Annotated in this window: 20 protein-coding genes; 17 read left to right on the forward strand and 3 right to left on the reverse strand. The window is 71.7% G+C overall.

Annotated elements, in window-relative coordinates; all coding sequences use genetic code 11:
* Positions 1 to 510 carry a low molecular weight protein-tyrosine-phosphatase gene (locus tag BJP60_RS01045; protein ID WP_203136981.1) on the reverse strand — a complete coding sequence of 170 codons (510 nt, stop codon included), beginning with the start codon at positions 508 to 510 and terminating at the stop codon, positions 1 to 3.
* 130 nt (positions 511 to 640) lie between these two features.
* On the opposite strand from BJP60_RS01045, the gene BJP60_RS01050 reads away from it, so the two are divergent.
* On the forward strand, positions 641 to 907 hold the full coding sequence (locus BJP60_RS01050) for a hypothetical protein (RefSeq protein WP_203136983.1): 267 nt from the start codon (positions 641 to 643) through the stop codon (positions 905 to 907).
* Positions 900 to 2,228: a hypothetical protein gene (locus BJP60_RS01055; RefSeq protein WP_203136984.1), complete on the forward strand. Its 1,329-nt coding sequence runs from the start codon at positions 900 to 902 to the stop codon at positions 2,226 to 2,228. Before BJP60_RS01050 ends, BJP60_RS01055 begins: the two co-directional genes overlap by 8 nt.
* Before the next feature lies 1 nt (position 2,229).
* Here the strand turns inward: BJP60_RS01055 and BJP60_RS01060 are convergent, their stop codons facing one another.
* Positions 2,230 to 2,625, reverse strand: a complete 396-nt coding sequence (locus BJP60_RS01060; RefSeq protein WP_203136986.1) for a phage holin family protein — start codon at positions 2,623 to 2,625, stop codon at positions 2,230 to 2,232.
* A 118-nt stretch (positions 2,626 to 2,743) separates the two neighbouring features.
* On the opposite strand from BJP60_RS01060, the gene BJP60_RS01065 reads away from it, so the two are divergent.
* The 15 genes from BJP60_RS01065 (at position 2,744) to BJP60_RS01135 (ending at position 23,690) form a co-directional block, all read left to right on the forward strand.
* Positions 2,744 to 3,832, forward strand: a complete 1,089-nt coding sequence (locus BJP60_RS01065; RefSeq protein WP_203136988.1) for a histidinol-phosphate transaminase — start codon at positions 2,744 to 2,746, stop codon at positions 3,830 to 3,832.
* Positions 3,833 to 3,849: 17 nt separating this feature from the next.
* On the forward strand, positions 3,850 to 4,998 hold the full coding sequence (locus tag BJP60_RS01070) for a thiamine pyrophosphate-dependent dehydrogenase E1 component subunit alpha (RefSeq protein WP_203136990.1): 1,149 nt from the start codon (positions 3,850 to 3,852) through the stop codon (positions 4,996 to 4,998).
* A 56-nt stretch (positions 4,999 to 5,054) separates the two neighbouring features.
* Complete coding sequence (locus BJP60_RS01075) at positions 5,055 to 6,020, forward strand: alpha-ketoacid dehydrogenase subunit beta (protein ID WP_269467750.1); 966 nt, start codon at positions 5,055 to 5,057, stop codon at positions 6,018 to 6,020.
* A gap of 30 nt (positions 6,021 to 6,050) precedes the next feature.
* Positions 6,051 to 7,373 carry a dihydrolipoamide acetyltransferase family protein gene (locus tag BJP60_RS01080; protein ID WP_203136994.1) on the forward strand — a complete coding sequence of 441 codons (1,323 nt, stop codon included), beginning with the start codon at positions 6,051 to 6,053 and terminating at the stop codon, positions 7,371 to 7,373.
* Between the two features lie 200 nt (positions 7,374 to 7,573).
* Positions 7,574 to 13,927, forward strand: coding sequence for a DUF11 domain-containing protein (locus BJP60_RS01085; RefSeq protein WP_203136995.1), 6,354 nt, complete (start codon positions 7,574 to 7,576; stop codon positions 13,925 to 13,927).
* A 314-nt stretch (positions 13,928 to 14,241) separates the two neighbouring features.
* Positions 14,242 to 14,757, forward strand: coding sequence for a hypothetical protein (locus BJP60_RS01090; protein WP_203136996.1), 516 nt, complete (start codon positions 14,242 to 14,244; stop codon positions 14,755 to 14,757).
* Between the two features lie 166 nt (positions 14,758 to 14,923).
* Positions 14,924 to 16,468, forward strand: coding sequence for a helix-turn-helix domain-containing protein (locus tag BJP60_RS01095; protein WP_203136997.1), 1,545 nt, complete (start codon positions 14,924 to 14,926; stop codon positions 16,466 to 16,468).
* A gap of 67 nt (positions 16,469 to 16,535) precedes the next feature.
* The gene (locus BJP60_RS01100) at positions 16,536 to 17,600 is read left to right on the forward strand and encodes a metal ABC transporter solute-binding protein, Zn/Mn family (protein ID WP_203136998.1); all 1,065 of its coding nucleotides are present in this window, start codon (positions 16,536 to 16,538) and stop codon (positions 17,598 to 17,600) included.
* An 84-nt stretch (positions 17,601 to 17,684) separates the two neighbouring features.
* A complete protein-coding gene (locus BJP60_RS01105; RefSeq protein WP_203136999.1) occupies positions 17,685 to 18,506 on the forward strand; it encodes a metal ABC transporter ATP-binding protein in 822 nt (273 codons plus the stop codon).
* Complete coding sequence (locus BJP60_RS01110; protein WP_203137000.1) at positions 18,503 to 19,393, forward strand: metal ABC transporter permease; 891 nt, start codon at positions 18,503 to 18,505, stop codon at positions 19,391 to 19,393. The genes BJP60_RS01105 and BJP60_RS01110 overlap by 4 nt, the downstream gene beginning before the upstream one ends.
* A 10-nt stretch (positions 19,394 to 19,403) precedes the next feature.
* The gene (locus BJP60_RS01115; protein ID WP_203137001.1) at positions 19,404 to 19,799 is read left to right on the forward strand and encodes a Fur family transcriptional regulator; all 396 of its coding nucleotides are present in this window, start codon (positions 19,404 to 19,406) and stop codon (positions 19,797 to 19,799) included.
* Positions 19,796 to 20,809, forward strand: a complete 1,014-nt coding sequence (locus tag BJP60_RS01120; protein ID WP_203137002.1) for a permease — start codon at positions 19,796 to 19,798, stop codon at positions 20,807 to 20,809. The genes BJP60_RS01115 and BJP60_RS01120 overlap by 4 nt, the downstream gene beginning before the upstream one ends.
* Before the next feature lie 34 nt (positions 20,810 to 20,843).
* A complete protein-coding gene (locus BJP60_RS01125; protein WP_238439495.1) occupies positions 20,844 to 21,596 on the forward strand; it encodes a TIGR03943 family putative permease subunit in 753 nt (250 codons plus the stop codon).
* Positions 21,586 to 23,004 (forward strand): hypothetical protein, encoded by a 1,419-nt coding sequence (locus BJP60_RS01130; protein WP_203137005.1) that lies wholly within the window; start codon positions 21,586 to 21,588, stop codon positions 23,002 to 23,004. The genes BJP60_RS01125 and BJP60_RS01130 overlap by 11 nt, the downstream gene beginning before the upstream one ends.
* Positions 23,005 to 23,009: 5 nt before the next feature.
* Positions 23,010 to 23,690: a DNA-3-methyladenine glycosylase gene (locus BJP60_RS01135; RefSeq protein ID WP_203138813.1), complete on the forward strand. Its 681-nt coding sequence runs from the start codon at positions 23,010 to 23,012 to the stop codon at positions 23,688 to 23,690.
* Here the strand turns inward: BJP60_RS01135 and BJP60_RS01140 are convergent.
* The gene (locus BJP60_RS01140; RefSeq protein WP_203137006.1) at positions 23,687 to 24,760 is read right to left on the reverse strand and encodes an FUSC family protein; all 1,074 of its coding nucleotides are present in this window, start codon (positions 24,758 to 24,760) and stop codon (positions 23,687 to 23,689) included. The two genes, BJP60_RS01135 and BJP60_RS01140, sit on opposite strands and share 4 nt — an antisense overlap.
* Positions 24,761 to 24,847 lie beyond the last annotated feature (87 nt).

Raw genomic sequence — 24,847 nt, forward strand, 5'->3', positions numbered from 1 at the left:
TCAGGGGGCGGATCGAGGCGGCCGGATCGCCGGTTCGAGTTGACGGAACAGGGCCCGGCTGGCGCTCTCGATCATACCGAGCACGTCGTCGAACGCCCGGTCGTCGGCGTAATAGGGGTCGGGGACGTCCGGCATCGCGGCCGTCGGGTCGAAGGACGTCAGCAGCGAGATGCGGTCGCGATGGTCGTCGTCCTGCGCCCAGCTGCGCAGGATGCGCTCGTGCGTGCGGTCGAGGGCGACGACCAGGTCGTTGTCGTGGAAGGCGGTGACCGTGAACTGCTTCGCGCGGTGCGCGGAGCCGTCGTAGCCGCGGCGCTCGAGGGCCGCGAGCGTGCGGGCGTCGGCGCGCTCGCCGACGTGCCAGTCGCCGGTGCCCGCGCTCGAGGAGTGCACGCGGCCACCCAGCCCTGCGCCCGTCGCGAGGGTGCGCAGGACGACCTCCGCCATGGGCGAGCGGCAGATGTTCCCGGTGCAGACGAAGACGACGCGGAACGGGTCCGGATCGGGCATGCGCCCATTCTGCCCGCGCGCGGCGGCTTGTCCAGGCGGGGCGTCGTCCACAGGAGGCAGCGCGTCCCACCTGTTCGGGATCGGCCGGGGACGGACGATCGTCCACCCGCGTCGACGGAAGAGTCGGGGCATGGCGGAACTGGACGGCTGCGGATTCCCCGTGGCGGCGTGCGCGCAGCTGGATGCCGCCCACGGCGAGCTGGGCGCGGCGCGCGACGAGCTGGCCGCGGTGCAGGACGTGGTGGCCTGGGTCGCCTCGGCGGCCGATGCGTTCCGCGACGCCGCCGCCGCGCAGTGGCGGGAGGCGACGTCGCTCGCCGACGCCTCCGCGAGCGCTGCCGCGGGCTTGCGGCAGCAGGGCGTCCATCTCGCGACGGGCGCGCGGTGTCATGGCTGAGGGGTACGAAATCCGGTCGGGTGGCGCGATCGCGGTCGCGACGCACCTGCTGCGGGAGGCGGCCGCGCGTTTCGACGCGGTGGCGGGGCGGATGACCGCCGCGGCGAATCACGCGATGTCCGCGTGGTTCGGCATCGCGCCGCCGTACCGCCGCGACCCCGCGTGGGACGTCTCCGCGCGCGCATCGCAGGCGTCGCTCGCGGCACAGGCCACGGCGGGTGACCTGCGCCGTGCGGCCGACGTCTACGACGCCGCCGACACCGAGGCGCGTCTGGCGCTGCTGCGCACCTCCGATGCCGCGCACACGGACATCGCGCGCGACGCCCGCCTGCTGGAGAGGCGGTTGGACGGCATCGAGGCGCGCAGCCCGGGAGCGCGGGAGGAGGCACGGGCGCTGCTCGAGGAGTGGGACGCGAGCTGGCTGTCGGGGTTCGAGTGGCTGCTTCCGCTCGCGCCGGACGCGCCGCCGCACGCCCCCGCCGCGATGTCGGACGAGTACGCGTTCGGCGAGATCCTCGGTGCGGCGATCGGCTCGGTCAGGGCGGCCCGTGCCGCCCGGTCGCGCGGCGCGACGCCGACGCCGAGGAGCGATCCGGTCGAGGTGTGGGCGCGCCCGGTCGCCTCCGCGCCCCCGCCGACGTCGCTGCGCGAGCGCGCGGCGCGGATCCCGTACGGCGCGGGCGCGGCGCGCGTGCGGATCGAGAAGCTCACGTTCGGGGACGGATCCAGGCGCTTCGGCGTCTACATCACCGGCACCCGCGACATGCGGGAGAGCGATCCCGAGGAGACGTTCGACATGGAATCCAACCTCCGACAGCACGCCGGGGAGGAGGGCACCTCATCCGACGTCGTCGAGGAGGCGCTGCGGCAAGCCGGGGCGAAGCCGGGCGACGTGATCGACCTGACGGGGCACTCGCAGGGGGTGATGGCCGCCAACGTCGTCGCGCTCAAGGGCGAGTACCAGGTCGCCTCGGTCCTCGCGCTCGGTCACCCCGCGGTCGTGCCGCACGATCCCGCCACGCTCACGATGCACGTCGCGTTCGAGGACGACCTCGTCGGATCACTGAGCGGGGGCGGCATCCCCGGCGTCGTCGGCTCGCCCGACAGCCTCGACGTCCGCGGCGACTACGGCGGAGATGGCGAGCCGGGGCGGTGGCCGGACCCCGGCGCGCACGCGTTCGGCGGCTACCTCGCGCTCCTGGAGGAGGTGGAGGCCAGCGGCGACGCTCGCATGGCGCCGTTCCGGGAGCACCTGGCCGCGCTCGCCGAGGCCGAGACCGTCGACGTCACCGAGTACAGCGCCAACCGGCTGCCCGAATGAGTCAGTCCTTCTTCCGCTGGGGTCGCAGGATGATGCCGAACAGCCAGTTGATGACGCTGATCACGAATGCCGCCACGACGCCCCACCAGAAGTCCCCCACCGTCAGGCCCCAGCTCCACGCCCCCGTGATCACGGCGGTCAGCCACAGCAGGAAGCCGTTCACGACGAGCGAGATGAGCCCGAGCGTCAGGATGTACAGCGGGAACGCGACGATCCGGATGATGGTGCCGATGATCGTGTTCACGATCGCGAAGATCGCCGCCACGACCAGCAGGGTCAGGACGAGCTGCAGGTCGCCGCCCGGGGCGAACGGCGTCACGCTCACCTGCAGCACGGGCATCAGCGTCACGACCCAGATGGCGAACGCGTTCACGACGACGCGGATGAGGAAGCGCATGCCCCGAGTCTCGCACCGCGTCGCCGCTGAGCGCACCCGATGCATCCCGATGAGGGGACGCTCGGAGCGTCGTCAGCGCGATGATGGACGTCGGCCGCGGGCAGGAGAGAATCGACGCATGACCACGCTGCCTCGCATCCGGCCCGAGATCGCGGCGCTGCCGCCGTACAAGCAGGGGCGCGCCGCCGATCCGAGCGGCTTCAAGCTCTCGAGCAACGAGAATCCGTTCCCGCCGCTGCCCGGCGTGGTCGAGGCCGCGCGAGCCGCTGCCGACTTCAACCGCTACCCGGACGCCACGGCCGCGAACCTGCGGGCCGCGCTCGGTGCCAAGTACGGCGTCGAGCCCGAGGCCGTGCTCGTGGGGGCGGGCAGCGTCGCGCTGCTGCAGGCCTTCATCCAGGCCGCCGCCACCGTGGGTGACGAGATCGTCTACTCCTGGCGCTCGTTCGAGGCGTATCCCGGCCTGGCGCTGATCGCCGGCGCCACCAGCGTGGAGGTGGCGAACCTGCCCGACGGCCGGCACGATCTCGACGCGATGGCGGCCGCCGTCACCGAGCGCACCCGGGTCATCCTGCTGTGCACGCCGAACAACCCGACCGGCCCGGTGATCACGAGCGCCGAGTTCCACGCGTTCGTCGAGAAGGTGCCGGCCGACGTGCTCATCCTTCTGGACGAGGCGTACGCCGAGTTCGTGCGTGACGACGCCGCTGTCGACGGTCTGGGGGAGCGCATGTTCGAGGCGCACCCGAACGTGGTCGTGCTGCGCACGTTCTCGAAGGCGTACGGCCTGGCGGCCCTGCGTGTGGGCTACGCGATCGGGCACCCGCGTGTGCTCGACGCCGGCCGCAGCACCGTGACGCCGCTGTCGGTCACGGCCACCGCCGTGGCCGCGGCGGTCGCCAGCCTCACGCATCAGGCTGAGCTCGATGAGCGCGTCGACGAGCTGGTCTCCCGCCGCTCGGCGCTCGTCGAGGGGCTGCGCGCGCAGGGCTGGGGCGTGCCGGACGCGCAGGGCAACTTCGTGTGGCTTCCGGCCTCCGAGACGCTGGAGTCCACGGCCGTCGCGGCGGCCTTCGACGCCGCCGGGATCATCGTCCGGCCCTTCCCCGAAGGCGTGCGCATATCCATCGGCGAGCATGAGTCTGTGGAGAAGGTACTGCGGATCGCCGGATCCGTTGTCCCGACCCTTCCCTCTGCGGAGCGCTGACCCGCGGTTAGCGTGGAATGGTGACTTCGCCAGGAGCTCTCCCCGAGCCTGAGATCGACCGCACCGTCCGCATCCTGTCGGCAGACGGCGCCATCGCGCCGTCGGAATCCGCCGAGCGGTACCTGCCGCTGATCGACGCGCTGAGCGACGCCGAGCTCGAGCAGTTCTACCGGGACATGGCGGTCATCCGCGCCTTCGACCGGCAGGCGACGCTGCTGCAGCGGCAGGGTCAGCTCGCGCTGTGGCCGCCGTCCCAGGGGCAGGAGGCCGCGCAGGTCGGCTCGGCCCGCGCCGCCCGTCCGCAGGACCACATCTTCCCGTCGTACCGCGAGCACGTCGTGTGCAGGATCCGCGGCGTGGACCCCGTCGACATCATCAAGCTCATGCGCGGCGTGAGCCACGGCGGCTGGGATCCGACCGACCCGAAGAACGGCAACACGCACATCTACACGCTCGTGTTGGGCTCGCAGACCTTGCACGCCACGGGCTACGCGATGGGGCTGGCGTTCGACGGGCGATCCGCTTCCGGCGATCCCGAGAAGGACGAGGCCGTCATCGTCTACTACGGCGACGGCGCGTCGAGCCAGGGAGACGTGCACGAGGCCATGGTGTTCGCGGTGAGCTACCAGACGCCGCAGGTCTTCTTCCTGCAGAACAACCACTGGGCCATCTCGGTGCCGGTCGCGACGCAGTCGCCCGTCCCGCTCGCCGAGCGCGCGGCCGGCTACGGCATGCCGAGCATCCGCGTCGACGGCAACGACGTGCTCGCGAGCTACGCCGTCTCGAAGGTCGCGCTCGAGGAGGCCCGCGCGGGCGGCGGACCGCGCGCGATCGAGGCCGTGACGTACCGGATGGGCGCGCACACCACGAGCGACGACCCCACCAAGTACCGCACGAGCGACGAGGAGCAGTCCTGGATCGCGCGCGACCCGATCACGCGCATGCGGACGTATCTGGAGACCCGCGGGGCCTCCGAGGCGTTCTTCGCCGACGTCGACGCGGAGGCCGCGGCGCTCGCCGCGGACGTGCGCACGCGCACGACGCAGCTGGAGGCGCCGTCGGCGGATTCGATGTTCGCGCACGTGTACTCCGAGCCGCATCCGCTCGTGGACGCGCAGCGCACGTGGCTCGCCGACTACGAGGCGTCGTTCGAGGCAGGGGAGTGAGCATGACCATCCAGACGGCAGAGACCATGCCCCAGACGGAGTCCGGGCTCACGACGATGAGCTTCGGCAAGGCCCTGGGCGCGGGCCTGCGGAAGGCGATGGCCGACAGCGACCGAGTGCTCATGATGGGCGAGGACATCGGACGCCTCGGCGGCGTGTTCCGCGTCACGGAGGGCCTGCTCGCCGAGTTCGGCGACCGCCGCGTGCTCGACACGCCGCTGGCGGAGTCGGGCATCGTCGGCACCGCGATCGGCCTCGCCATGACCGGCTTCCGGCCGGTCGTGGAGATCCAGTTCGACGGCTTCGTGTTCCCCGCGTTCGACCAGATCACGACCCAGCTCGCCAAGCTCACCAACCGGCACGAGGGCTCGCTGTCGCTGCCGGTCGTCATCCGGATCCCTTACGGCGGCCACATCGGCGCCGTCGAGCACCACCAGGAGAGCCCCGAGGCGTACTTCGCGCACACCCCCGGCCTGCGCGTGGTCAGCCCGTCGACGCCGAACGATGCGTACTGGATGATCCAGGACGCGATCGCGTCGAACGATCCGGTGGTCTTCCTCGAGCCGAAGTCGCGCTACTGGCACAAGGGCGAGGTCGACCCCTCGGGTCGCGCCGCGCCGCTGCACGCCTCGCGCGTTGTGCGCAAGGGCACCGACATCACGCTCGTCGGCCACGGCGCGATGGTCACGACGCTGCTGCAGGCCGCGGCGCTCGCCGAGGCCGAGGGCACGAGCTGCGAGGTCGTCGACCTGCGCTCGCTGTCGCCCCTCGATTACGGCCCGATCCTCGACTCCGTGCGCTCGACCGGCCGCGTCGTCGTCGCGCAGGAGGCACCCGGCAACGTCAGCGTCGGCAGCGAGATCGCCGCGACGATCGCGGAGCGCGCGTTCTACTCGCTCGAGGCGCCCGTGCTGCGGGTGTCCGGCTTCGACGTGCCGTTCCCGGCCGCCAAGCTGGAGGGCGCGTACCTGCCCGACGCCGATCGCGTGCTGGAAGCCGTCGACCGCGCGCTCGCCTACTGACACACCGCCCACGCAACGCAAGGAGCGATCATGCAGACCTTCCATCTCCCCGACGTGGGCGAGGGCCTCACCGAGGCCGAGATCGTCTCGTGGCACGTCGCGCCGGGCGACGCCGTCGCGGTCGACGACGTGATCGCCGAGATCGAGACCGCCAAGTCGCTCGTCGAGCTGCCCTCGCCGTTCGCCGGCACCGTGGGCGAGCTGCTCGTCGCCGAGGGTGACACCGTGAACGTCGGCGCGCCGATCATCACGGTCGCGGCCGCGGAAGCGCCGGCGGTCGGCGGCCCGGATGCGCACGAGCCGACCGGTCCCGGACAGCACCCCGAGGGCGACGCGGGCGGCGCCGTGCTCGTCGGATACGGCACGGGCGGCGAGGCGCAGACGCGCCGCCGCAAGAAGCCCGAGAAGCCGGTCGCGTCGGCGGTCGGCGTGATCGCGAAGCCCCCGATCCGAAAGCTCGCGCGCGACCTGGGGGTGGACCTCTCGGAGGTGCGTCCGAGCGGCGCCGCGAGCGAGGTGACACGCGAGGACGTGCTCGCGCACGCGCAGCAGGCGAGCGTGTTCCGCAACATCTCGACGCCCGAGTGGCCGGCCGTGCGGGACGAGGAGATCCCGGTGCCGGCGCCCGCCGCCGCGCCCGCGGCCGTCGACGCGCGCGTGGAGGAGGTGCCGGTCAAGGGCGTGCGCAAGGCGACGGCCTCCGCCATGACCGGATCCGCGCACACCGCGCCGCACGTGTCGGTGTGGACCGACGTCGACGCGACCCGCACGATGGAGTTCGTCAAGCGGCTGAAGGCCTCGCCCGATTTCGCGGACATCAAGATCTCTCCGCTGCTGATCGTCGCGCGCGCCGTGATCTGGGCCGTGCGCCGCACGCCCATGATCAACTCGGCGTGGGTCGACGGCGAGGACGGCGCGAAGATCCACGTGCGTCACTACGTCAACCTCGGCATCGCGGCGGCGACGCCGCGCGGCCTGCTCGTGCCGAACATCAAGGACGCGCACGAGCTGTCGATGCGCGACCTCGCGAAGTCGCTCGAGCGCCTGACCATCACCGCGCGCGAGGGCAAGACCACGCCCGCTGACCAGCAGGGCGGCACGATCACGATCACCAACATCGGCGTGTTCGGGATGGACGCGGGAACGCCGATCATCAACCCCGGCCAGTCGGCGATCGTCGCGATGGGCGCCATCCGGCAGAAGCCGTGGGTCGTCGACGGCGAGGTGCGGCCGCGCTGGGTCACCACGGTCTCGGGCTCGTTCGACCATCGCGTGGTCGACGGCGACGCCATCAGCCGCTTCCTCGCCGACATCGCCTCGGTGCTCGAGGAGCCCGCGCTCCTGCTCGACTGACACGCGCTCCTCCTGACGGCAGCCTCGGCCCTTCGGCCGGGGCTGCCGTCGTTCACGCGGGGCGGGTGACAGGCAGGGGTGATTTTTGCGACCGCAAGGGTGATTTTTCTCCCTGAGTGGCTCCTGCGCGCGGTCGCACCGGAATACTCAAGCCGGATCTGTCTCGACGTCCCAGGTCGAGCAGTGGGGGAAGGAAAAGCATGGCTGGCCTGTCTGCGCCCAAACGCCCGGATCACCGTCAGCGCGGCAACGCGCGCTCCCGCTCGGGAGGTGGTCGGCGGACGGGCGCGCGACCCAACGCCGGTCGCGGTCCGGTGCGCAAGGTCGTCGGTATCTTCGCGACGCTCCTGGCCGTCGCCGGTGCGACGCTCGTCCCGGCGCTTCCGGCCGCCGCCGCTCCCGTGTACGAGATCACCGCGCGTTGGGCGGAAGAGCCGCCGGCGACGGTGGCCAGCGGCGACGTGCTCAATGCGGAGTGGCGTGTGAACGTCAACGACGACGCGGCTGCTCCGTCGAACGAGCCGGTCGACAACGTCAACTTCACACTGACGATCGAGAACGGCGTCTTCGAGGAGCTGCCCGACTCCTGTCTGGTCGACGGCGTGACGCCCGCGTCGAGCATCTCCGAGGACGGCAAGACCCTCGTCTGCAACATCGGCACACAGAATCAGGGCACCTCTCACCTGCTGCAGACGCCCATCCGCGTCGACGGCGCGACCGGGTCGCAGCTGACGGGAACCGGGGCGATCGAGGGCGCGACGGCGGATCTCACTCCGGTCGACATCACGAACCCGTTCGGGATGGACATCCGCTGGTCCGTGGCCACCAGCAACTGGACGCTCAACAACTACCCCGCGAGCCCCACGGTCGACATGGATCTGCAGTGGACGCTGAGCAGGGACAACCGTAGCGAGCCTGGACCGCAGACCGTCACGTACGACCTGAACATCACCTCTGGAGCGGGGTCGACCATCAGCATCGGCGGTCAGCGGTGCACACCGTTCACGGCGGGAGCAGCCAACGGGCACCCGTGGTCCGGCGGTGACCACCCTGCCGAGCAGACGGTGTCTCCGGTGGACACCTGCACCATCCAGCAGCTCGGCCCGAACAGCTTCCGGCTGACGCTGACGGGCATCGACTACGAGCCGGTGAACCCGCCCACCAGGGACTCCACGGGCGCCGCGTTGCCGGCCGACCAGGTCGCGGTCGCGAGCGGCTCGATCTGGCTACGCGTCGTGCCCGGCTCTGGTGCTTCGCTCACGCTCCAGTCCTCGGCGCCCACGTATACGGCGCCGTCGGGTGAGACCGCACAGGACGATCCTGCCAACAACAGCGTCACGAAGACCTGGACCTACCCCGGCGCGTTCACCTCTCCCTGGGTCCGGGGCTACACGGGATCGGGTGGCACCAACTACGACGCCTCGTACCAGGTCTCCCCGGGAACGGAGATCCAACAAGTGCTGGTCACCGGCTACCCCGGAATCGACCGAGCCGACAACCTGCCCGTCGGGCTGTGTACAGCCGTGGACACCCGCTATCTCACCTTCGCGGGGGTCGAGACCACTGCGGCCTCGGTACCGGGCGCGGTTATCCAGTACTTCGTCGGCAACCACGCCTCGGTCGACCCTGCCAACGCGGCGTACGACCCGCAGGCCTTCCCCTGCGGCATCGCAGGCGGCTGGACCACAACCGCGCCGGCGGACCCGAGCACCGTCAAGGCCGTGCGCATCACCATGACGCAGGGGCAGGCGGAGGCGATCGACGGCATCAACGCCGGCTGGAACGTGGGCTACACGGTCAAGCAGGACGTCGCCGCCGGCCAGGACATCTGGAACTTCGGCTTCCACCAGGCAGCCGATGGCACATGGAGCGGCGTCCCGACCACCTGCTCGACTCCCACGCCTGGGCTGCGTTACCCGTGCACGGTCGGTGCCCTCCGTGACCTGGTGCGCATCGCCTCCACCACCCCGTACATCGAGAAGTCGGCGGACCGGTCGACGGTCGTCCCCGGCACCCCCGCGACGTTCTCGCTGACGTACTCCGCGAATGTGCCGAGCAACCTGCCCGAGTCGGTGGACGACTACCAGATCGTCGACACCCTGCCCGCCGGTGTCACCTACGTGGCGGGGTCCGCATCTCCGGAGCCGACTGTGGCCACGAACGGTTCCGGGCAGCAGGTGCTGACCTGGAACATCGATGGCGTCACTACCAACAGGAACCACGTTCTCACCTACCAGGCTGTGGCCGACTCCAGCGTGGAGCCGGGATCGACGCTGACCAACTCGGCTGTCGCGTCGGTCTCCGGCGTCACATCACTGCCCGCGCGAGCACAGGTGACGGTCTCGACCAACGGCTACACCGCGATCGGCAAGACCGCCGATATGGCGTATGTGCCGAACGTGAACGGCGACGGCGTGGGCGAGGGCTCGTGGACGGTGACGCTGCGGTCGTTCGACCCGCTGGCGCAGGCGTTCACCGACACGATCGACATCCTGCCCTTCAACGGCGACGAGCGCGGCACCGACTTCGCCGGTGACTATGCGCTGACCGAGGTCAACGCAGCTGCCGGGGCGACGGTGTACTACACGACTGCTGACCCGGCCTCCCTGTCGGACGACCCGGCGGACGACTCCAACGGCGCCGCGGGTGACCCGACCGGCAACACCGTCGGCTGGTCGACGACCTTCACGCCCGACGCGACCGCGGTCCGTGTGATCGGTCCGGAGCTCGCCCCCGGTGCGACGCAGCAGTTCCAGGTCGTGTTCGCCACCGACGGCGTCGAGGGCGGCGACCGGCTCGTGAACCGCGCCCAGGCCCGCGACGAGCACACCGAGCTGGTGATGCGGACGTCTGCGCCGATCACCGTGGCGAACTACTACTCGGCCTCGCTGAAGAAGTACGTGCTCGGCAAGGACGGGGAGTGGCACGACGCCAACGACGCGGTCGAGTACCCGAGCTACCGCCCGGGTGAGACGGTGCCGTACCGGATCGTGATCGAGAACACCGGCCAGGGCACGATCACCGACCTCGAGATCACCGACGACCTGTTCCCCGAGGGCTCGTTCACGGTGGACGAGCTGGCGCCCGGAGAGGAGCAGGCGCACGAGTTCGAGATGGTGCTCGAAGAGGGCGGCCTGGACACGGTGGTGAACACCGCCTGCGCTGCGGCCGCCATCCCGGCCGACTCGGAGATCCCGCCGACGATCAACTGCGACCCCGCTGGCATTGAGGTGGACGGCGACCCGACCCACGTCAAGGAGCTGGTCTCGGCAACGCCGATCGGCAATGGCCAGTGGGAGGTCGTGTACGGCCTCGACGTGACCAACTCATCGACGCATGCGACGTCGTACGACCTGGCGGATACGCTGCACTTCACGGACGAGGCGACCATCGTCTCGGCCGAGGTGACGGAGGCACCGGACGGCATCACCCTCGCCACCCCGGCTTGGAACGGTCAGGACGCGACGGTCATCGCGGGCGACGTGCCGCTGCTCGGCACAGACGACGCTGGCTACGCGCCGCACCGATACGAGGTGACGGTGGTCGCCGAGGTGCCGCTGCAGCTGCCGGGTGCCGGAACCGCGGACGATCCGACGCAGTGCGGCCCCGACGGAGATGACGCCGATCGCGCGTTCAACAACACCTCGGCGCTGACGGACGAGGCCGGTGACGTCGAGGAGGACCAGGCGTGCGCCGTGATCCCCTCGATTGACATCACCAAGACGGTGGCCGGTGGCCCGACCCCGAACGGTGACGGCACGTGGACGGTGACGTACGAGATCGTCGCCACCAACACCGGTGCCGCGGCGGGGGAGTACGAGGTCCGCGACCGCATGACCGCCGACGGCGACCTGGTCGTCGAGTCCGGCGAGGTGACGTCGGCGCCGGAGGGCGTGACGGTCTCGCCCGCCTGGACGGGACTGGGCGCCGAGGGCGCTCCGGAGAACGTGATCGCCAGCGGCATCACGCTCCCGGCCGGTGGCACCCACACCTACGAGGTGGAGGTCGTGCTGTCCTTCGACGCCGCCGACGGTGTGCCGGTCATCACCCCGTGTGACGCCACCGGAGGTGGAGAGGCCGGTGGGCTGTCCAACGCCGCCGAGATCGAGCACAACGATCTGACGGACGACGCGGCGGCGTGCGTGACGGTCACGGACATCACGGTCGACAAGACGATCGCTTCGGGCCCGGCCGAGAACGGCGACGGGACGTGGACGATCGTGTACGAGATCGTGGCGGAGAACGTCGGCCCCGAGGCGGGTGACTACGACGTCTACGACCAGCTCCGCTTCGGCGAGGGCATCACGATCGAGGACACGGACGTCACCGGCCCGGCCGGCGTGACGCTCGCCGGCGGCTGGACCGGTCTCGGTGCCGCTGCTGACGCTGCGGAGAACCTGATCGCCGAGGGCGTCACCCTCGAGTCGGGTGCCTCGCACACCTACGGCGTGGAGGTCGTCGTCTCGCTCGACGAGGCGACCATCGACCCCTCCGACCTCGCCTGCCCGCCGCCGGGCTCCGGCCTGTCGGGTGCACTGGCGAACGGGACGCTGCTGGATCACAACGGCATCCCCGCCGCCGACGAGGTGTGCGCGACGCTGCCGCTGATCGAGGTGGACAAGTCCATCTCGGATGGTCCGACGGCGAACGGGGATGGCACGTGGACGATCACGTACGACCTGGTCGCGACGAACACCGGTGCGGCTGAGGGCGTGTACGACATTGCCGATGAGCTGCGGTTCGGTGAGGGCATCGTGATCGAGTCCGCCGAGGTCATCACCACCCCCGACGGCGTCACCGCCGGCGAGGCGTGGAACGGCCAGGGCGAGAACACGATCGCTACGGACGTCGCCCTCGAGGCCGGCGGCACCCACACCTACCAGGTGCAGGTCGTGGTGTCCCTCGACCTCGAGACCGTCACCCCGAGCGACCTCGCCTGCCCGCCCCCGGGCTCAGGCGAGAACGGCGGCCTGGCCAACACGGTAGAGCTGACCCACAACGGCGAGACGCAGTCGGATGACGACTGCGCCCCGCTGCCGCTGGTCGACATCACCAAGTCCCTCTCGGGCGCGGTGGTGCCGGTCGAGGGTGAGGAGGGCGTGTACGACGCGACCTACGAGATCACCGTGACCAACCGCGGCCCCGCGAGCACGGTGTACGACCTGGACGACCGCCTCGCGGTCGGCGAGGGCGTGACAGTGGTCAGCGTGCAGGACGTCACCACGGACGCCCCGGACTCGGTGGGCATCAACCCCGACTTCGGAACGGACGGCAACACCCGGATCGTGACCGCCCAGTCGATCGCCGCAGCGACCGGTGGCCCCGTGGTGCACACCTACTCGGTCACCATCCGCTACGCCCTCGACCTCACCGCGGTGGACGGCCCCGTGGCTGACACCTGCACCACGGGTGACGGTGGCGTCGCCGACGGCGCGCTGCACAACGTGGCCGCGGTGTCGTGGAACGGCATCCCCGGTGAGGACGACGAGTGCGTCCTGCCGAGCAAGCCGACCCTGGACAAGCAGCTCGTCTCCGCCGAGCCGGCGGGCGAGGGGCAGTGGGACGTCGTTTACGACCTGATCGTCGGCAACACCGGCGACGAGGCCACCACCTATGACCTGGACGACGAGTTCCTGTTCGCCCGCCAGGTGACGGTCGACACCGTCACGGTCACCGGACCCGAGGGTGTGGAGGTCGACGACGCGTTCGACGGTGCGGAGAACCAGCGGATCGCCACCGACGTGGAGATCGCCGGTCTGGACGACGCGGGCTACGCCCCGCACGTGTACACCGTGACGGTGCGGGTGAACGTGCCGGTGCACTTCGACGAGGCCGACGCCGACGGCACCGGGGCCCCCGGTTGCACGGTTCCGGCTGGGGGGAACTTCCTCGAGCAGGGTCTGAACAACGCCGCGACGCTGACGGATGAGACCGGTGGCACGCAGACCGACACGGACTGCGCCCCGCTGCCGTCGATCGACATCACCAAGCAGATCGTCGGCGCACCGGTCCAGGCAGACGACGGCGAGTGGTCGGTGACGTACGAGATCGTCGCGGTCAACGACGGCGGTGCCGCCGGTGACTACCAGGTGGTCGATCGCCTCCGCTACGGCGCCGGCATCGAGGTCACCGGCGCGAGGATCACCGAGGCGCCCGAGGGCGTCACGCTCGCGGAGGGCTGGACGGGGCTCGGTGAGGAAGGCGCGGCGGAGAACGTCGTCGCCGACGGCATCCTCGCCGCAGGCGGCACCCACACCTACCGGGTGGTGGTGACCTCCACGCTCGACACCGGCGCGGCGGATGCGTCCACGCTGGCCTGCCCCGAGCCTGGCTCGGACGCAGCCGGTGGCTTCGCCAACACCGCCGGCATCACGCACAACGGGCTCGCCGACGCCGCTGCCGCGTGCGACGTGCCGGAGTGGCCGGAGGATGTCCCGCCGCCGCTGGCCTCTACGGGAGGTGCCGTCTCCGTGGGTCTCCTGGGCGGTGCGCTGCTCCTGCTGATCGCAGGCGGCGTGCTCCTCGTCGCACGCCGGCGAACCGCTCGAGGCTGAGAGCCCGCTGAGGCCGCCTCCGCAGCACCCGGTGCTGCGGAGGCGGCCTTCGGCTCAGGCGGTTGCGCGATGACCTCCCTCGCCGCCGAGCGGGATGCGTCGTCGGTGAGAGCAGCCAGGAAAGGAACCATGCGACGAAAGAACATCCGGGCCGCCCTCCCGGCTCCTGGCACCGTGCACGTGGACGAGCGGCCTTGACGTCCCCACCTGCTGACACGCGATCGCGCGAGGAGATCTTGCCGCCGCCGTTGCTCGAGCAGCGTGGTCGAAGGAGCCACTCTTCCCGGAGGGAACGGAGCCGTGCCGCTTCGCGTGTGCGACGCAGCCGGACGATCCTGCGCACGCTCGGCGTGGCCCTGCTGGTCGCCGGCGCCGTTCTCGCGGCGGCCGCACTCCTGATGCCGCAAGCGGTCGAGAAGGCCTATGGCGAGGCCAGGACCGCTGTGATCCAGCAGGTGGATCAGGTGCGCCAGGATGTGTTCTCCGAACTGCCTTCGGTGGCGCTCGGCGCGCGCGGCGGGATCCCCGAGCTCGACCGCTGCGACGGCACCTTCACGGAGATGCTCTCGTACGAGCGCGAGGACGTCCCTCCGGTGTGGGCAGCGCACAACAACTGCGCAGGTGACGTGATCCTCGGGTGGGGGGGCGGGCAGCAGGTGCGGATCGACGGGCGCGATGAGATCTACGAGGTCACCGACATCCGGTACACGTCGAAGATCTGGTCGAGCACGGACGACCTCGTCGGGCTCGGCGGCGAACTCGCGCTGCAGACGTGCTTCTACGGCGAGGACCGGATGAAGTTCGTCGCGCTCACAGAGGTCTCCGGATGAGGCGGTCGACGTCGCCAGCCTTCCTCGGCAGCCGGTCGGCATCGTGGCCCTACACCGGAGGCGCCGGTCCGCTCCCGCGTCGCCCGCCGGGCCGGGACCCCACGGCCTGGTCGCCGTGAAGAATGGGAATCGCAACGCTCAGCATGCAATTCGGGGGAATAGCAAGATGAGGGACCCGGTCGACACGACCCTGGTCGAATCTCTCACCGCAGCGCAGGAGTCGCAGGACTGGGACCGCGTGCTCGTGTTCATGAGGGAGCACTGGAGCGACCTCTTCCAGCACGCGCCGGACGCTCTGCTCGACGTGATCGAGGCGCTGCCGCCGCAGGTGCTCGCCCAGAACTCGCGCCTGCGACTCGCCGACGACTACCTTCGCCGCACCCGCGACCGACGACCCGAGACGCGCGCCTACCGGGACATCATCGCGGACGATCCCGCCGCGGCGCCCCTCGATCGCCTCGCCGCCCTCACCGGCCGGATCGCGGTGCTGCGCCAAGCCGGTCGGCACCGGGACGCCGTCGCCGCGACCGATCTCGCGGTCTCGGCCCTGCGTGGCATGCCCGTCGAGATCATTCCGACATTCACGAACGCGCTGCCCGAGTTCCACTACCACTGGGGGATCGCCTACCTCCTGGTCAGCCGTTTCGACGACGCGCTCGAGCAGTTCGTGCAGAGCCATGACTGGGCCGCCTCGGTGGGCAACCACATCGTGACGGCGCGGGCGGCGGGGGGAGCGGCGCTGATCCATGCCGTGCATGGCAGGGGCCGAGATGCGGAGGACTGGCTCGCGAAGCTCCCCGCGGTCCCGGAGGACGCCTGGTGGGCCGCCGACGCCTCGACGCCGTCGCGGCTCGCCGAGGCGATCCTCCACACCGAGCGCCTGGAGGCGGACGCCGCCCGCGTCGTGCTCTCGTCCATCGACATCCGCCTGTCGCTGGACTACTGGGGACCGTACTTCGCCATGCGCGCCTTCCTCACTCCGGATCACCCCGCAGATGCGCAGGCGCTGCTCACCGAGTTCGACGCATTCGTGAGCGGGCTCGCGCCCGCGTACGCCAACGCGCCGCTGAATGCCGAGTACACGGCTCTCGTGCGCTATCTCCTCCTGCAGATCCTGCATCAGCCCGACCGCGCGATGAGGGCACTCGGCGACGCGCGCGTGGACGCGGACGCCAACGTCACCCGCCAGACGAGCGCGACGCTGCTCGCCATCCGCCTCGTGCAGCTCGATCGCGGCGCAGAGGCACGCAAGCTCATCGCGCCGCTGCTGCACGTTTCGAGCGCCCGCCCACGCGTGCTCATCCCCGCGCTGCTCATCGCGGCCGAGACCGACGCGGTCGACCACCGCGAGGCGCTGCTGCAGCGCGCCACGGCCCTCGCGGTCTGGAACCACTGCCATTCGGCGCTGACGTTCGGCCCCGCCGGTGTCCGCCAGCGCCTGGCGGCGCTGCTGCGCGAGCGCGGCGAGGGCGAGGTCGCCGACCGCCTGCTCGGCGTCGCGGCGAGCACCCCCATCGCAGGAACCGACGCCCTCACGAAGCGTGAGACGGCGGTCGTGCGCGCCGCGCTCGCCGGGCGCTCGAACATCGAGATCGCGGAAGAGCAGCACGTCAGCGTGAACACGGTGAAGACGCATCTGCGCACCGCCTACCGCAAGCTTCAGGTCTCGAACCGCGAGCAGCTCCATCAGTTGTTCCAGCTCGGGCGCTGAGCGCGGCCCGGGCGCGGGCCGGTTGCTGCGTTCTGAAAACGATTCTCATTACGGTACGATCGAGATCATGCCTCGTCGCCTCGTGCTCGCCTCCGCTCTCGCCGTCCCCGCGCTCGTCCTGGCGGGCTGCTCCTCCACCGATGCCCCCGACGCCGGGGCCGAGGACGGCGCCGGCTTCTCGATCGTCGCGTCGACGAGCGTCTACGCATCGCTCCTGTCAGAGCTCGTGGGCGATGCGGCCGACGTGACCGCGATCGTCGACTCGCCCACGCAGGATCCGCACTCGTACGAGGCGACGACCCGTGACCAGCTCGCCGTGCAGCAGGCCGATCTCGTCGTGCGCAACGGCGGCGGCTACGACCCCTTCATGGATCAGCTGACCGAGGAGGCCGGCACCGAGCACGTCATCACGGTCGTCGAGTACTCGCACGACTACCCCGGTGCCGAGTCGCACGCGGAGGGCGAGCACGCAGAGGACGAGCACGCCGAGGACGAGCACGCAGAGGACGAGCAGGCGGAGACCGCCACGCCCGAGACGGCCGCCCCCGAGAGCGAGGCGACCGAGGAGGCGCACGACCACGAGCACGAGGGCCACGACCACATCGAGGGCTTCAACGAGCACGTCTGGTACGACCCGCACACCATCGCGCACCTGGTCGAGGAGCTCGGTGCCGAGCTCGGCGAGCTGCTTCCCGACGCGGCCTCGGACATCCAGGTCGCTCAGGAGGAGCTGCTGGCCGACATCGACGGCCTCGAGTCTGCGCTGGACGAGGTCGCGACCGCGCACGAGGGTGCCCACGTGTTCTTCACCGAGCCCGTCGGCGGCTACCTCGCGGCCGCCGCGGGGCTGGAGGACGCGACCACAGAGGGCTTCGCCGAGGCGGTCGAGGAGGGGCAGGATGTCGCTCCCGCGACGCTGCTCGCCGCGCTCGACGCGATCGAGGGCGGCGAGATCGACGTGCTCATCACCAACACGCAGACCGCGGGCGCCGAGACCCAGCGCGTGATCGAAGCGGCTGAGGGCGCGGGCGTGCCGGTCATCGAGTACGCCGAGACGCTGCCCGACGGCGACACCTACGTCAGCTGGATGACCGCCAACATCGAAGCGCTCGAGCAGGCGCTCGCCGGCTGACGCGTTCGCGTCCGTCGGCCGTGAGCGGGCGGAGGTCTGGCCGTCCACGAGAACGATTATCAGTCGCCGATCTACACTGGATCCATGACCACCGCACCCGTGCTCGAGATCTCCGGCGCCGGCCTGAGCCTGCGCGGGCGCGAGCTCTGGGCGGGGCTCAATCTCGCGGTGCGGCCCGGCGAGTTCGTCGCGGTGCTGGGGCCGAGCGGCTCGGGCAAGACGACTCTCCTGCGGGCCATCCTCGGGCTGCAGGAGCTCAGCGCGGGAGAGATCCGGGTGGCGGGTGGGGCGGTGCGCCGCGGCGACCGGCGCATCGGCTACATCCCGCAGCAGCTGCCGCTGCCGCCGGGGACCAGCATGCGCGCGCGCGACCTCGTCGCGCTCGGCATCCAGGGCACGCGCTTCGGCATCCCCTTCCCGCGCCGCGGTGACCGGCACCGCGTCGACGCGCTGCTCGAGGCCGTCGGCGCCTCCGCCTACGCCGAACGGCCCGTGGGACTGCTGAGCGGCGGAGAGCAGCAGCGGCTGCGCGTCGCGCAGGCGCTCGCCGACGGGCCCGCGCTGCTGCTGTGCGACGAGCCGCTGTCAAGCCTCGACCTCGCGAACCAACAGGCCGTCACCGCGATCATCGACCGCGAGCGTCGCGAGCACGACGCGGCCGTGCTGTTCGTCACGCACGACGTGAACCCGATCCTGGACCACGTCGACCGCGTCCTGTACATCGCGGGCGGCCGCTTCACGCTCGGGACGCCCGAGGAGGTGCTGCGCTCCGACGTGCTCACCGACCTGTACGGCGCACCCGTGCACGTGCTCCGCACGGGCGGACGGCTCGTCGTCGTGGGCGCGCCCGACGCCGACGACCACTGCCACGTGCCCGCGCTGCCCGTCGAGGTGGGCGCCGCGTGATCGTCCCGGCTCTCGACTGGAGCGACGTGTTCTCGTTCCAGGACTACGGCGCGCTGCTGCAGCTCGTCGGCAACTCGGTGATCGCCGGCGCGGTGCTCGGCGTCGTCGGGGGTCTGATCGGCGTGTTCATCATGCAGCGCGACATGGCCTTCGCGGTGCACGGGGTCAGCGAGCTGTCCTTCGCGGGCGCCGCCGCGGCGCTGCTGTTCGGCGGCAGCGTCGTGATGGGATCGCTCGTCGGCGCGGTCGCGGCGGCGCTGCTGATCGGGCTGCTCGGCTCCCGGGCGCGCGACCGCAACTCGATCGTGGGCGTGCTGATGCCCTTCGGGCTGGGACTCGGGATCCTGTTCCTGTCGCTGTACGAGGGTCGCAGCGCCAACCGGTTCAGCCTGCTGACGGGGCAGATCGTCTCGGTGTCGAGCCCCGACCTCGGCTGGCTGATCGCCATCTCCCTGATCGTCCTGATCGGGCTGCTGATGGTGTGGAACCCGCTGCGCTTCGACTCGCTCGACGGCCAGGCCGCCGCCGCTCGCGGCGTGCCGACCAGCGCGGTGAGCATCGTCTTCATGCTGCTGCTGGGCCTGATCGTGGCCGTCGCGGTGCACATCATCGGGGCGCTGCTCGTGATGGCCCTGCTCGTGACGCCGGCCGCCGCGGCCATGCGCGTCAGTCACGGCCCCGTCGCGGTGCCGCTGCTGGCGGCGGCGTTCGGCTTCGCGTCGGCCGTCGGCGGCATCCTGCTCGCGATCGCCGGCACGCTGCCGGTGAGCCCCTACATCACCACGATCTCGTTCCTGATCTACGTCGTCTGCCGCCTCATCGCATGGCGCCGCGACCGCGCCCTGGCGCTGTCCGCCGCCCAGGAGCCGCTGAGGGTCGCGGCCTAGAATCGGTCTCATGGTCCAGCGGAACACGTGGCAGCGCGAGCGCGTGCGCGATGCGCTCTCCGACGCGCGCGGCTTCGTGAGCGCGCAGAGCCTGCACGCCGCCCTGCGCGACGAGAACACGGGCATCGGCCTCGCGACCGTGTACCGCGCGCTCGCCGGCCTCGCGGCCTCGGGCGAGGCCGACTCGCTGCAGAGCCCGGAGGGCGAGGCGCTCTACCGCGCCTGTGCCATGAGCGGTCACCACCACCACCTGATCTGCCGCAACTGCGGGCTCACCGTCGAGATCGAGGCCACCGCGGTCGAGCAGTGGGCGCAGGAGACCGCCTCGCGTCACGGCTTCCGCGACGCCGAGCACGTGGTCGACATCTTCGGCCTGTGCGAGGCCTGCGCGGCCGCGAAGGCATGACGCAGACCGCGACGGCCGTCCGGCGACCGGGGTCGCGCGTGCTCGCGGGCCTCGGGCTCGGGCTGGGCGCCGTCGCGTTGCTCGTCGCGCTCGACGTGTTCGCACCGAGCCTGTTCCCGGACGGCCTGCCCACGCGCGCGCAGGACGGGCTGACGCTCGCGCTCAGCGTGCTGATCGAGTCGCTGCCGTTCGTGATGCTGGGCGTCATCCTGTCGATCGCCGTGCAGGTGTGGCTGCCGGCCGGCGTGATCGAGCGCTTCATGCCGCGCCGGGCATGGGCGCGTCGCGCCGTCCTGTCGCTGCTCGGCATGCTCATCCCGGTGTGCGAGTGCGGCAACGTGCCGTTCGCGCGCGGCCTGCTGATGCGCGGCGTCTCCCCCGCCGAGACGCTCACCTTCCTGGTGGCGGCCCCGATCGTGAATCCGATCGTGATCGTCACGACGCACGCCGCGTTCGGATGGGACGGCGGCATCCTCGTCGCGCGGATCGTGGGCGGCTGGCTCATCGCGAACCTCATCGGCTGGATCTACAGCCGGCATCCGGACCCCGCGAGCCTGCTGACCGGACGCTTCCTCGACACGTGCGAGGTCGTGACGCACGAGACGGGCGGTCGCGGGCGCCGCAGCCTCGCCCAGTTCGTCGTCGAGCTGCGCGCCGTGATGCCCGCGCTCGTCATCGGCTCGGCGATCGCCGGAGCCGTGCAGGTGATCGTGCCGCGCGACGCGCTGCTGGCGATCGGATCCAACCCCGTGCTGTCGATCGTCGCGATGACGGCCCTCGCGATGACGGTCGCGATCTGCTCGAACGTCGACGCGTTCTTCGCGCTGTCGTTCGCCTCGACGTTCTCGCCCGGATCGCTCGTGGTGTTCCTGCTCGTCGGCCCCCTCGTCGACGTCAAGATGCTCGCGCTCATGCGCACGACGTTCACGTGGCGCACGCTCGCGGGCATCGTCGCGGTCGTGCTGCTGGCGGCGTTCGGGATCGGGATCGGGGTGAACCTCGTTGCGTAGCGCGTGGGGATCCGCGGGGACCCGGTGGCTGGGTGTGGGTCTGGCCGCCGTGCTCGCCGTCGTCACACTCGGGCTCGCGGCCACGGGACGCCTGGCGCTCTACATCAACCCGGATCAGGCGTGGTTCGCGGTCGGAATGGCCGTGCTCGCGCTCGTCGGCGCCGTCGCGTCGTTCGCGCTGCCGCTCGGCGCCGAGGCCGATCACGGCCACGACCACGGCGACCACGAGCCGCACGAGCGCCCGGACGGTTCCGACTCGGTCGCTTCGCTCCCTCGCTGGACCGGGAGCGGGGTCGGCTCGGTCGCCGTCTGGGTCGGCGGCGTCGCCGCATCGGCCGTCGCGGTGACGGCGCTCGTGCTGCCGCCCGCGTCGCTGTCGGTCGAGCTCGCGATGGCGCGCGACACCGGCACGGCGCCGCTGTTCGCCGGAGCGGACGAGGTGCTGCTGGCCGCGGCCGACACGAGCACGTTCGGCGTGGGCGACTGGGCATCCGTGTTCTCGAGCGCGACGAGCCCCGACTCCTTCGAGGGCACGCAGGTCACGCTGACCGGCTTCGTCGCGCCGGCGGACGACGGCTCGCTGCGCGTGGGCCGCCTCGTCGTCACCCACTGCGTGATCGACGCGCAGCCCGCGACCGTGCCCGTCGCGGCGGAGCAGGATGCCCTCGAGGCCGGCGCGTGGGTCGAGGTCGACGGCGTCGTCACGACCGACGCCGCCGGTGCCCTCGTGATCCAGCCGCGCGAGATCACCGCGATCGACGCCCCGGACGATCCGTATGAGTACTGACACCACCCGGCGCCGCACGCGCCGCCGCGCAGGCGTGCGCCGCTTCGCGCTGACGCTCGTGGGCGTGCTCGCCGCGCTCGCCGTCCTCGGTGGGGCGGGTGCGGCCGTGAGCCTCGCGCAGGGCCCGCGTGTGACCGAGGTGCAGGTCGATCCCGGCGCGGCGATCGAGGTGGCCGGCGCGCGCGCCATCCTGACCGTGAACCAGGCCCTCGCCGATGTCGACCCGGAGCAGGTCAGTGTCACGCCCGCCGCCCCGTTCACGGTGGACGCCGCGGGACGCAGCGTCGGCGTGCGCTTCACGGTGCCGCTCGATGACGACACCGAGTACACCGTTCGCGTCGACGGCGCGCGAGCCGTCGGAGGCGGCCCGGAGACCACGCTCGAGACGACGTTCACGACGCCGCCCGCCGAGGTCTTCCTGCTGCAGCGCGACCCGGACGGCGACGACACGATCTTCCGCTCGACGCTGGACGGCGAGAACGCCGTACCGGTCTACACCGCGCCGACGATCGAGGACTTCCGCGCGACCTCCACGCGGCTCGTGGTGGCGACCGCGGAGGGCGGCGTCTCCGGACTGCAGGTGATGAACCGCGACGGATCCGACGTCGCGGCCGTGACGCTGCCGGGCGAGGGCATCGTGCAGGCGCTGCAGGTGTCGCAGCGCGGCGACCTCGCGGGCTTCACGTACTCCGATCCCGGCGGTCAGGGCGACGCGAGCGTGCTGTACACGGCCCGGCTGCGCGAGCCCGCCGCCGATCCGGTGCCGATCGAGGTGGGCGGCGAGGCCGTGAGCGTCGACCGCTGGCGCTTCGTGCCCGACTCCTCCGCGCTGCTGCTGATCGACTTCGACGGCGAGCTGATCCTGACGGATCCGGAGACGGATGCCGATCCCACGCTGCTGGGCGGCGCGGTCACGATCGACGCGATCGCGCGGGGCACCTACACGGCCATCGTCGAGCGCGTCGAGCAGGGCATCCGGCAGCTCGACCTCCGCACGGGCGAGGAGACCGCGCTCGTCGAGCCGGATCGGGACCTCGGCATGCTCGGAGCGGTCACCCCCGTCACGGCGGGCGGCGAGGGTCGGGCGGGCACGATCCGGCAGTACCAGCGGATGCTCGACAGCGGCCGTCCCGAGGCGCAGCTGCTCGCCCACGTGGCGGAGGACGGCGTGGCGCGCGTGCTGTTCGAGGTGGGCGCCGAGGACGCGCTGCTGCAGGGCTGCGTGTCGCCGAGCGGACGCTACGTCGCCGCGCTCGTCGCGCCCGACATCCTGACGAACCCGTACGACGTGGGCGGCCAGCCGATCCCCGGCACCGTGCAGACGCACATCGTCGAGGTCGACTCGGGCGAGGAGGTGTCGGTGCTGTCCGGCTTCGACATCTCGTGGTGTACGACGGGACCGTGGTGAGCGCGATGGCGACGCACCGCCCCGCGCGCCGGGAGGACCTTGCGGGCCTGCCCGTCGACGTCGCGCCGACGCTGCTCGGCGCGCTGCTGGAGACGACACTGCCGGACGGCCCCGCGGGGATCGGCGGGGACGTGACGGTGCGGATCACCGAGGTCGAGGCGTACCACGGGCGCGGATCGGGCGAGGTCGCGGATCCCGGATCCCACGCGCGCATGGGCCCGACCGCGCGCAACGCCACGATGTGGGGCGAGGCCGGGCACCTGTACGTCTACCTCAGCCACGGCATCCATTCGTGCGTGAACGTCGTGTGCGGTCCCGCCGGGCGCGGGGACGGCATCCTGCTGCGCGCGGGGGAGATCGTCGAGGGCGCGGATGTCGCCCGTCGGCGCCGCGAGGCGAAGGGCGTCGCACGCACCGACCGCGACCTGGCCCGCGGACCCGGGCGGCTGGGCGATGCGATCGGCCTGCGTCACGCGCTCCACGACGGCATCGACGCCGTGACGGGAGAGCCGCGGGAGGGCGCCGTGGCACGCCTGCACCTGCGCGCGGAGCCGCTCGCCGACATCGCGACCGGCCCGCGCGTCGGGGTCGCGGGCATCGCCGGCACGGCGGCGTATCCGTGGCGCTTCTGGATCCCCGGGGACCCGACCGTGTCGGCGTTCCGGCCCGGGCGCGGCGCGGTCTAGCCGATGATGCGGCGGGGGTGCAGCACGCCCGTGACCGCGCCGAGCGCCGCCCCCACGAGCGTGTCGACGATGCGCTCGAGCGCGATCCCGGGGGAGTGCATGTCGCCCGTCGCGGCGCCCGTGAGCAGCAGCACCAGCGGCGTGATGAACGCGAGCGCCAGGGCGTAGTTGCGCACGACGACGAGCTCGATCGCGAACTGCAGCGCGCCGAGCACGAGGGCGACCCGGAAGCCCGCCCACGGGTCGTCCCAGGGCAGCGCCCCGAGCACGAGGAACAGCCCCGCGCCGACGACGGTGCCGGCGGTGCGGTGCACGCCGCGCAGCAGCGCGGTGCCGCGATCGGCCGCGACGCCGATGACGCCGATCGCCGCGGTCACGATCCAGTACGCGCGATCCGGGTCCACCCACAGCGCGGCGAGCGTGCCGACCACCGCGACCACCGCGACACGGGCGAGCAGGAGGCGCGCGTCGGGCGACCAGCGCGGCCCGGGCAGCAGTTCGCGCAGGGGGCGCCGCGGGGTCCGCCGCGCGTCCACGCGCAGCAGCGGGAGCGCCGACAGCAGCCACGCGAACACCGTGCCGGCCGCGATCGCGGCGACGGATGCGACACGGTCGACGCCGGCGGCGGCGAGGTGCGCCGACAGGCCGAAGACGAGGACGAAGAACAGCGGACCGGGCGGGCCGAGCGAGAAGCCGAAGGCGAGCGCCGCGCTCACCACGGCGACGAGCACGCCGCCGATGAGGGTCGCGGGCGCCGAGAGGCCGGCCAGTGCGCCGAGCGCGGCCGACGCGACGAGCCCCGCGGCGGCCACGGGGATCACGCCCACCCGGTCGACGGGCGGCAGATGGGAGCCGAACAGGAGGGCGAACGCGCCGCTCGCCGCCTGCAGCCCGAGGTCGGTGCGGCCCAGCGCGGTCATGACGACGATCGGCACCGCGATCGCGAGGGCCGCCTGCGTCGCGATGGGCAGACGCGGGCCCGGGGACGGCGGAAGCCGCACGAGGCTCGTGAACGCGTGCCGCAGATCCGACCTCCAGTGCGGCGGACGGTCGGGTGCGGCGCTGTTCATCCCCTCCATTGTCTCCGACCCGCGGTTCCCGCGCGGGGCGAGGAGACACGCCCGGGTGTGCTAGGCTGGGCGATTGTCTGCGTGCAC

This window comes from Microbacterium sp. JZ31 (assembly GCF_016805985.1).
Classification (GTDB): domain Bacteria; phylum Actinomycetota; class Actinomycetes; order Actinomycetales; family Microbacteriaceae; genus Microbacterium.

Bases quoted from the DNA above. Each gene is read 5' to 3' on its own strand.
- BJP60_RS01045 (WP_203136981.1), bottom strand. From the start codon at position 510: ATGCCCGATCCGGACCCGTTCCGCGTCGTCTTCGTCTGCACCGGGAAC.
- BJP60_RS01050 (WP_203136983.1), top strand. From the start codon at position 641: ATGGCGGAACTGGACGGCTGCGGATTCCCCGTGGCGGCGTGCGCGCAG.
- BJP60_RS01055 (WP_203136984.1), top strand. From the start codon at position 900: ATGGCTGAGGGGTACGAAATCCGGTCGGGTGGCGCGATCGCGGTCGCG.
- BJP60_RS01060 (WP_203136986.1), bottom strand. From the start codon at position 2,625: ATGCGCTTCCTCATCCGCGTCGTCGTGAACGCGTTCGCCATCTGGGTC.
- BJP60_RS01065 (WP_203136988.1), top strand. From the start codon at position 2,744: ATGACCACGCTGCCTCGCATCCGGCCCGAGATCGCGGCGCTGCCGCCG.
- BJP60_RS01070 (WP_203136990.1), top strand. From the start codon at position 3,850: ATGGTGACTTCGCCAGGAGCTCTCCCCGAGCCTGAGATCGACCGCACC.
- BJP60_RS01075 (WP_269467750.1), top strand. From the start codon at position 5,055: ATGAGCTTCGGCAAGGCCCTGGGCGCGGGCCTGCGGAAGGCGATGGCC.
- BJP60_RS01080 (WP_203136994.1), top strand. From the start codon at position 6,051: ATGCAGACCTTCCATCTCCCCGACGTGGGCGAGGGCCTCACCGAGGCC.
- BJP60_RS01085 (WP_203136995.1), top strand. From the start codon at position 7,574: ATGGCTGGCCTGTCTGCGCCCAAACGCCCGGATCACCGTCAGCGCGGC.
- BJP60_RS01095 (WP_203136997.1), top strand. From the start codon at position 14,924: ATGAGGGACCCGGTCGACACGACCCTGGTCGAATCTCTCACCGCAGCG.
- BJP60_RS01100 (WP_203136998.1), top strand. From the start codon at position 16,536: ATGCCTCGTCGCCTCGTGCTCGCCTCCGCTCTCGCCGTCCCCGCGCTC.
- BJP60_RS01105 (WP_203136999.1), top strand. From the start codon at position 17,685: ATGACCACCGCACCCGTGCTCGAGATCTCCGGCGCCGGCCTGAGCCTG.
- BJP60_RS01115 (WP_203137001.1), top strand. From the start codon at position 19,404: ATGGTCCAGCGGAACACGTGGCAGCGCGAGCGCGTGCGCGATGCGCTC.
- BJP60_RS01120 (WP_203137002.1), top strand. From the start codon at position 19,796: ATGACGCAGACCGCGACGGCCGTCCGGCGACCGGGGTCGCGCGTGCTC.
- BJP60_RS01130 (WP_203137005.1), top strand. From the start codon at position 21,586: ATGAGTACTGACACCACCCGGCGCCGCACGCGCCGCCGCGCAGGCGTG.
- BJP60_RS01135 (WP_203138813.1), top strand. From the start codon at position 23,010: ATGGCGACGCACCGCCCCGCGCGCCGGGAGGACCTTGCGGGCCTGCCC.
- BJP60_RS01140 (WP_203137006.1), bottom strand. From the start codon at position 24,760: ATGAACAGCGCCGCACCCGACCGTCCGCCGCACTGGAGGTCGGATCTG.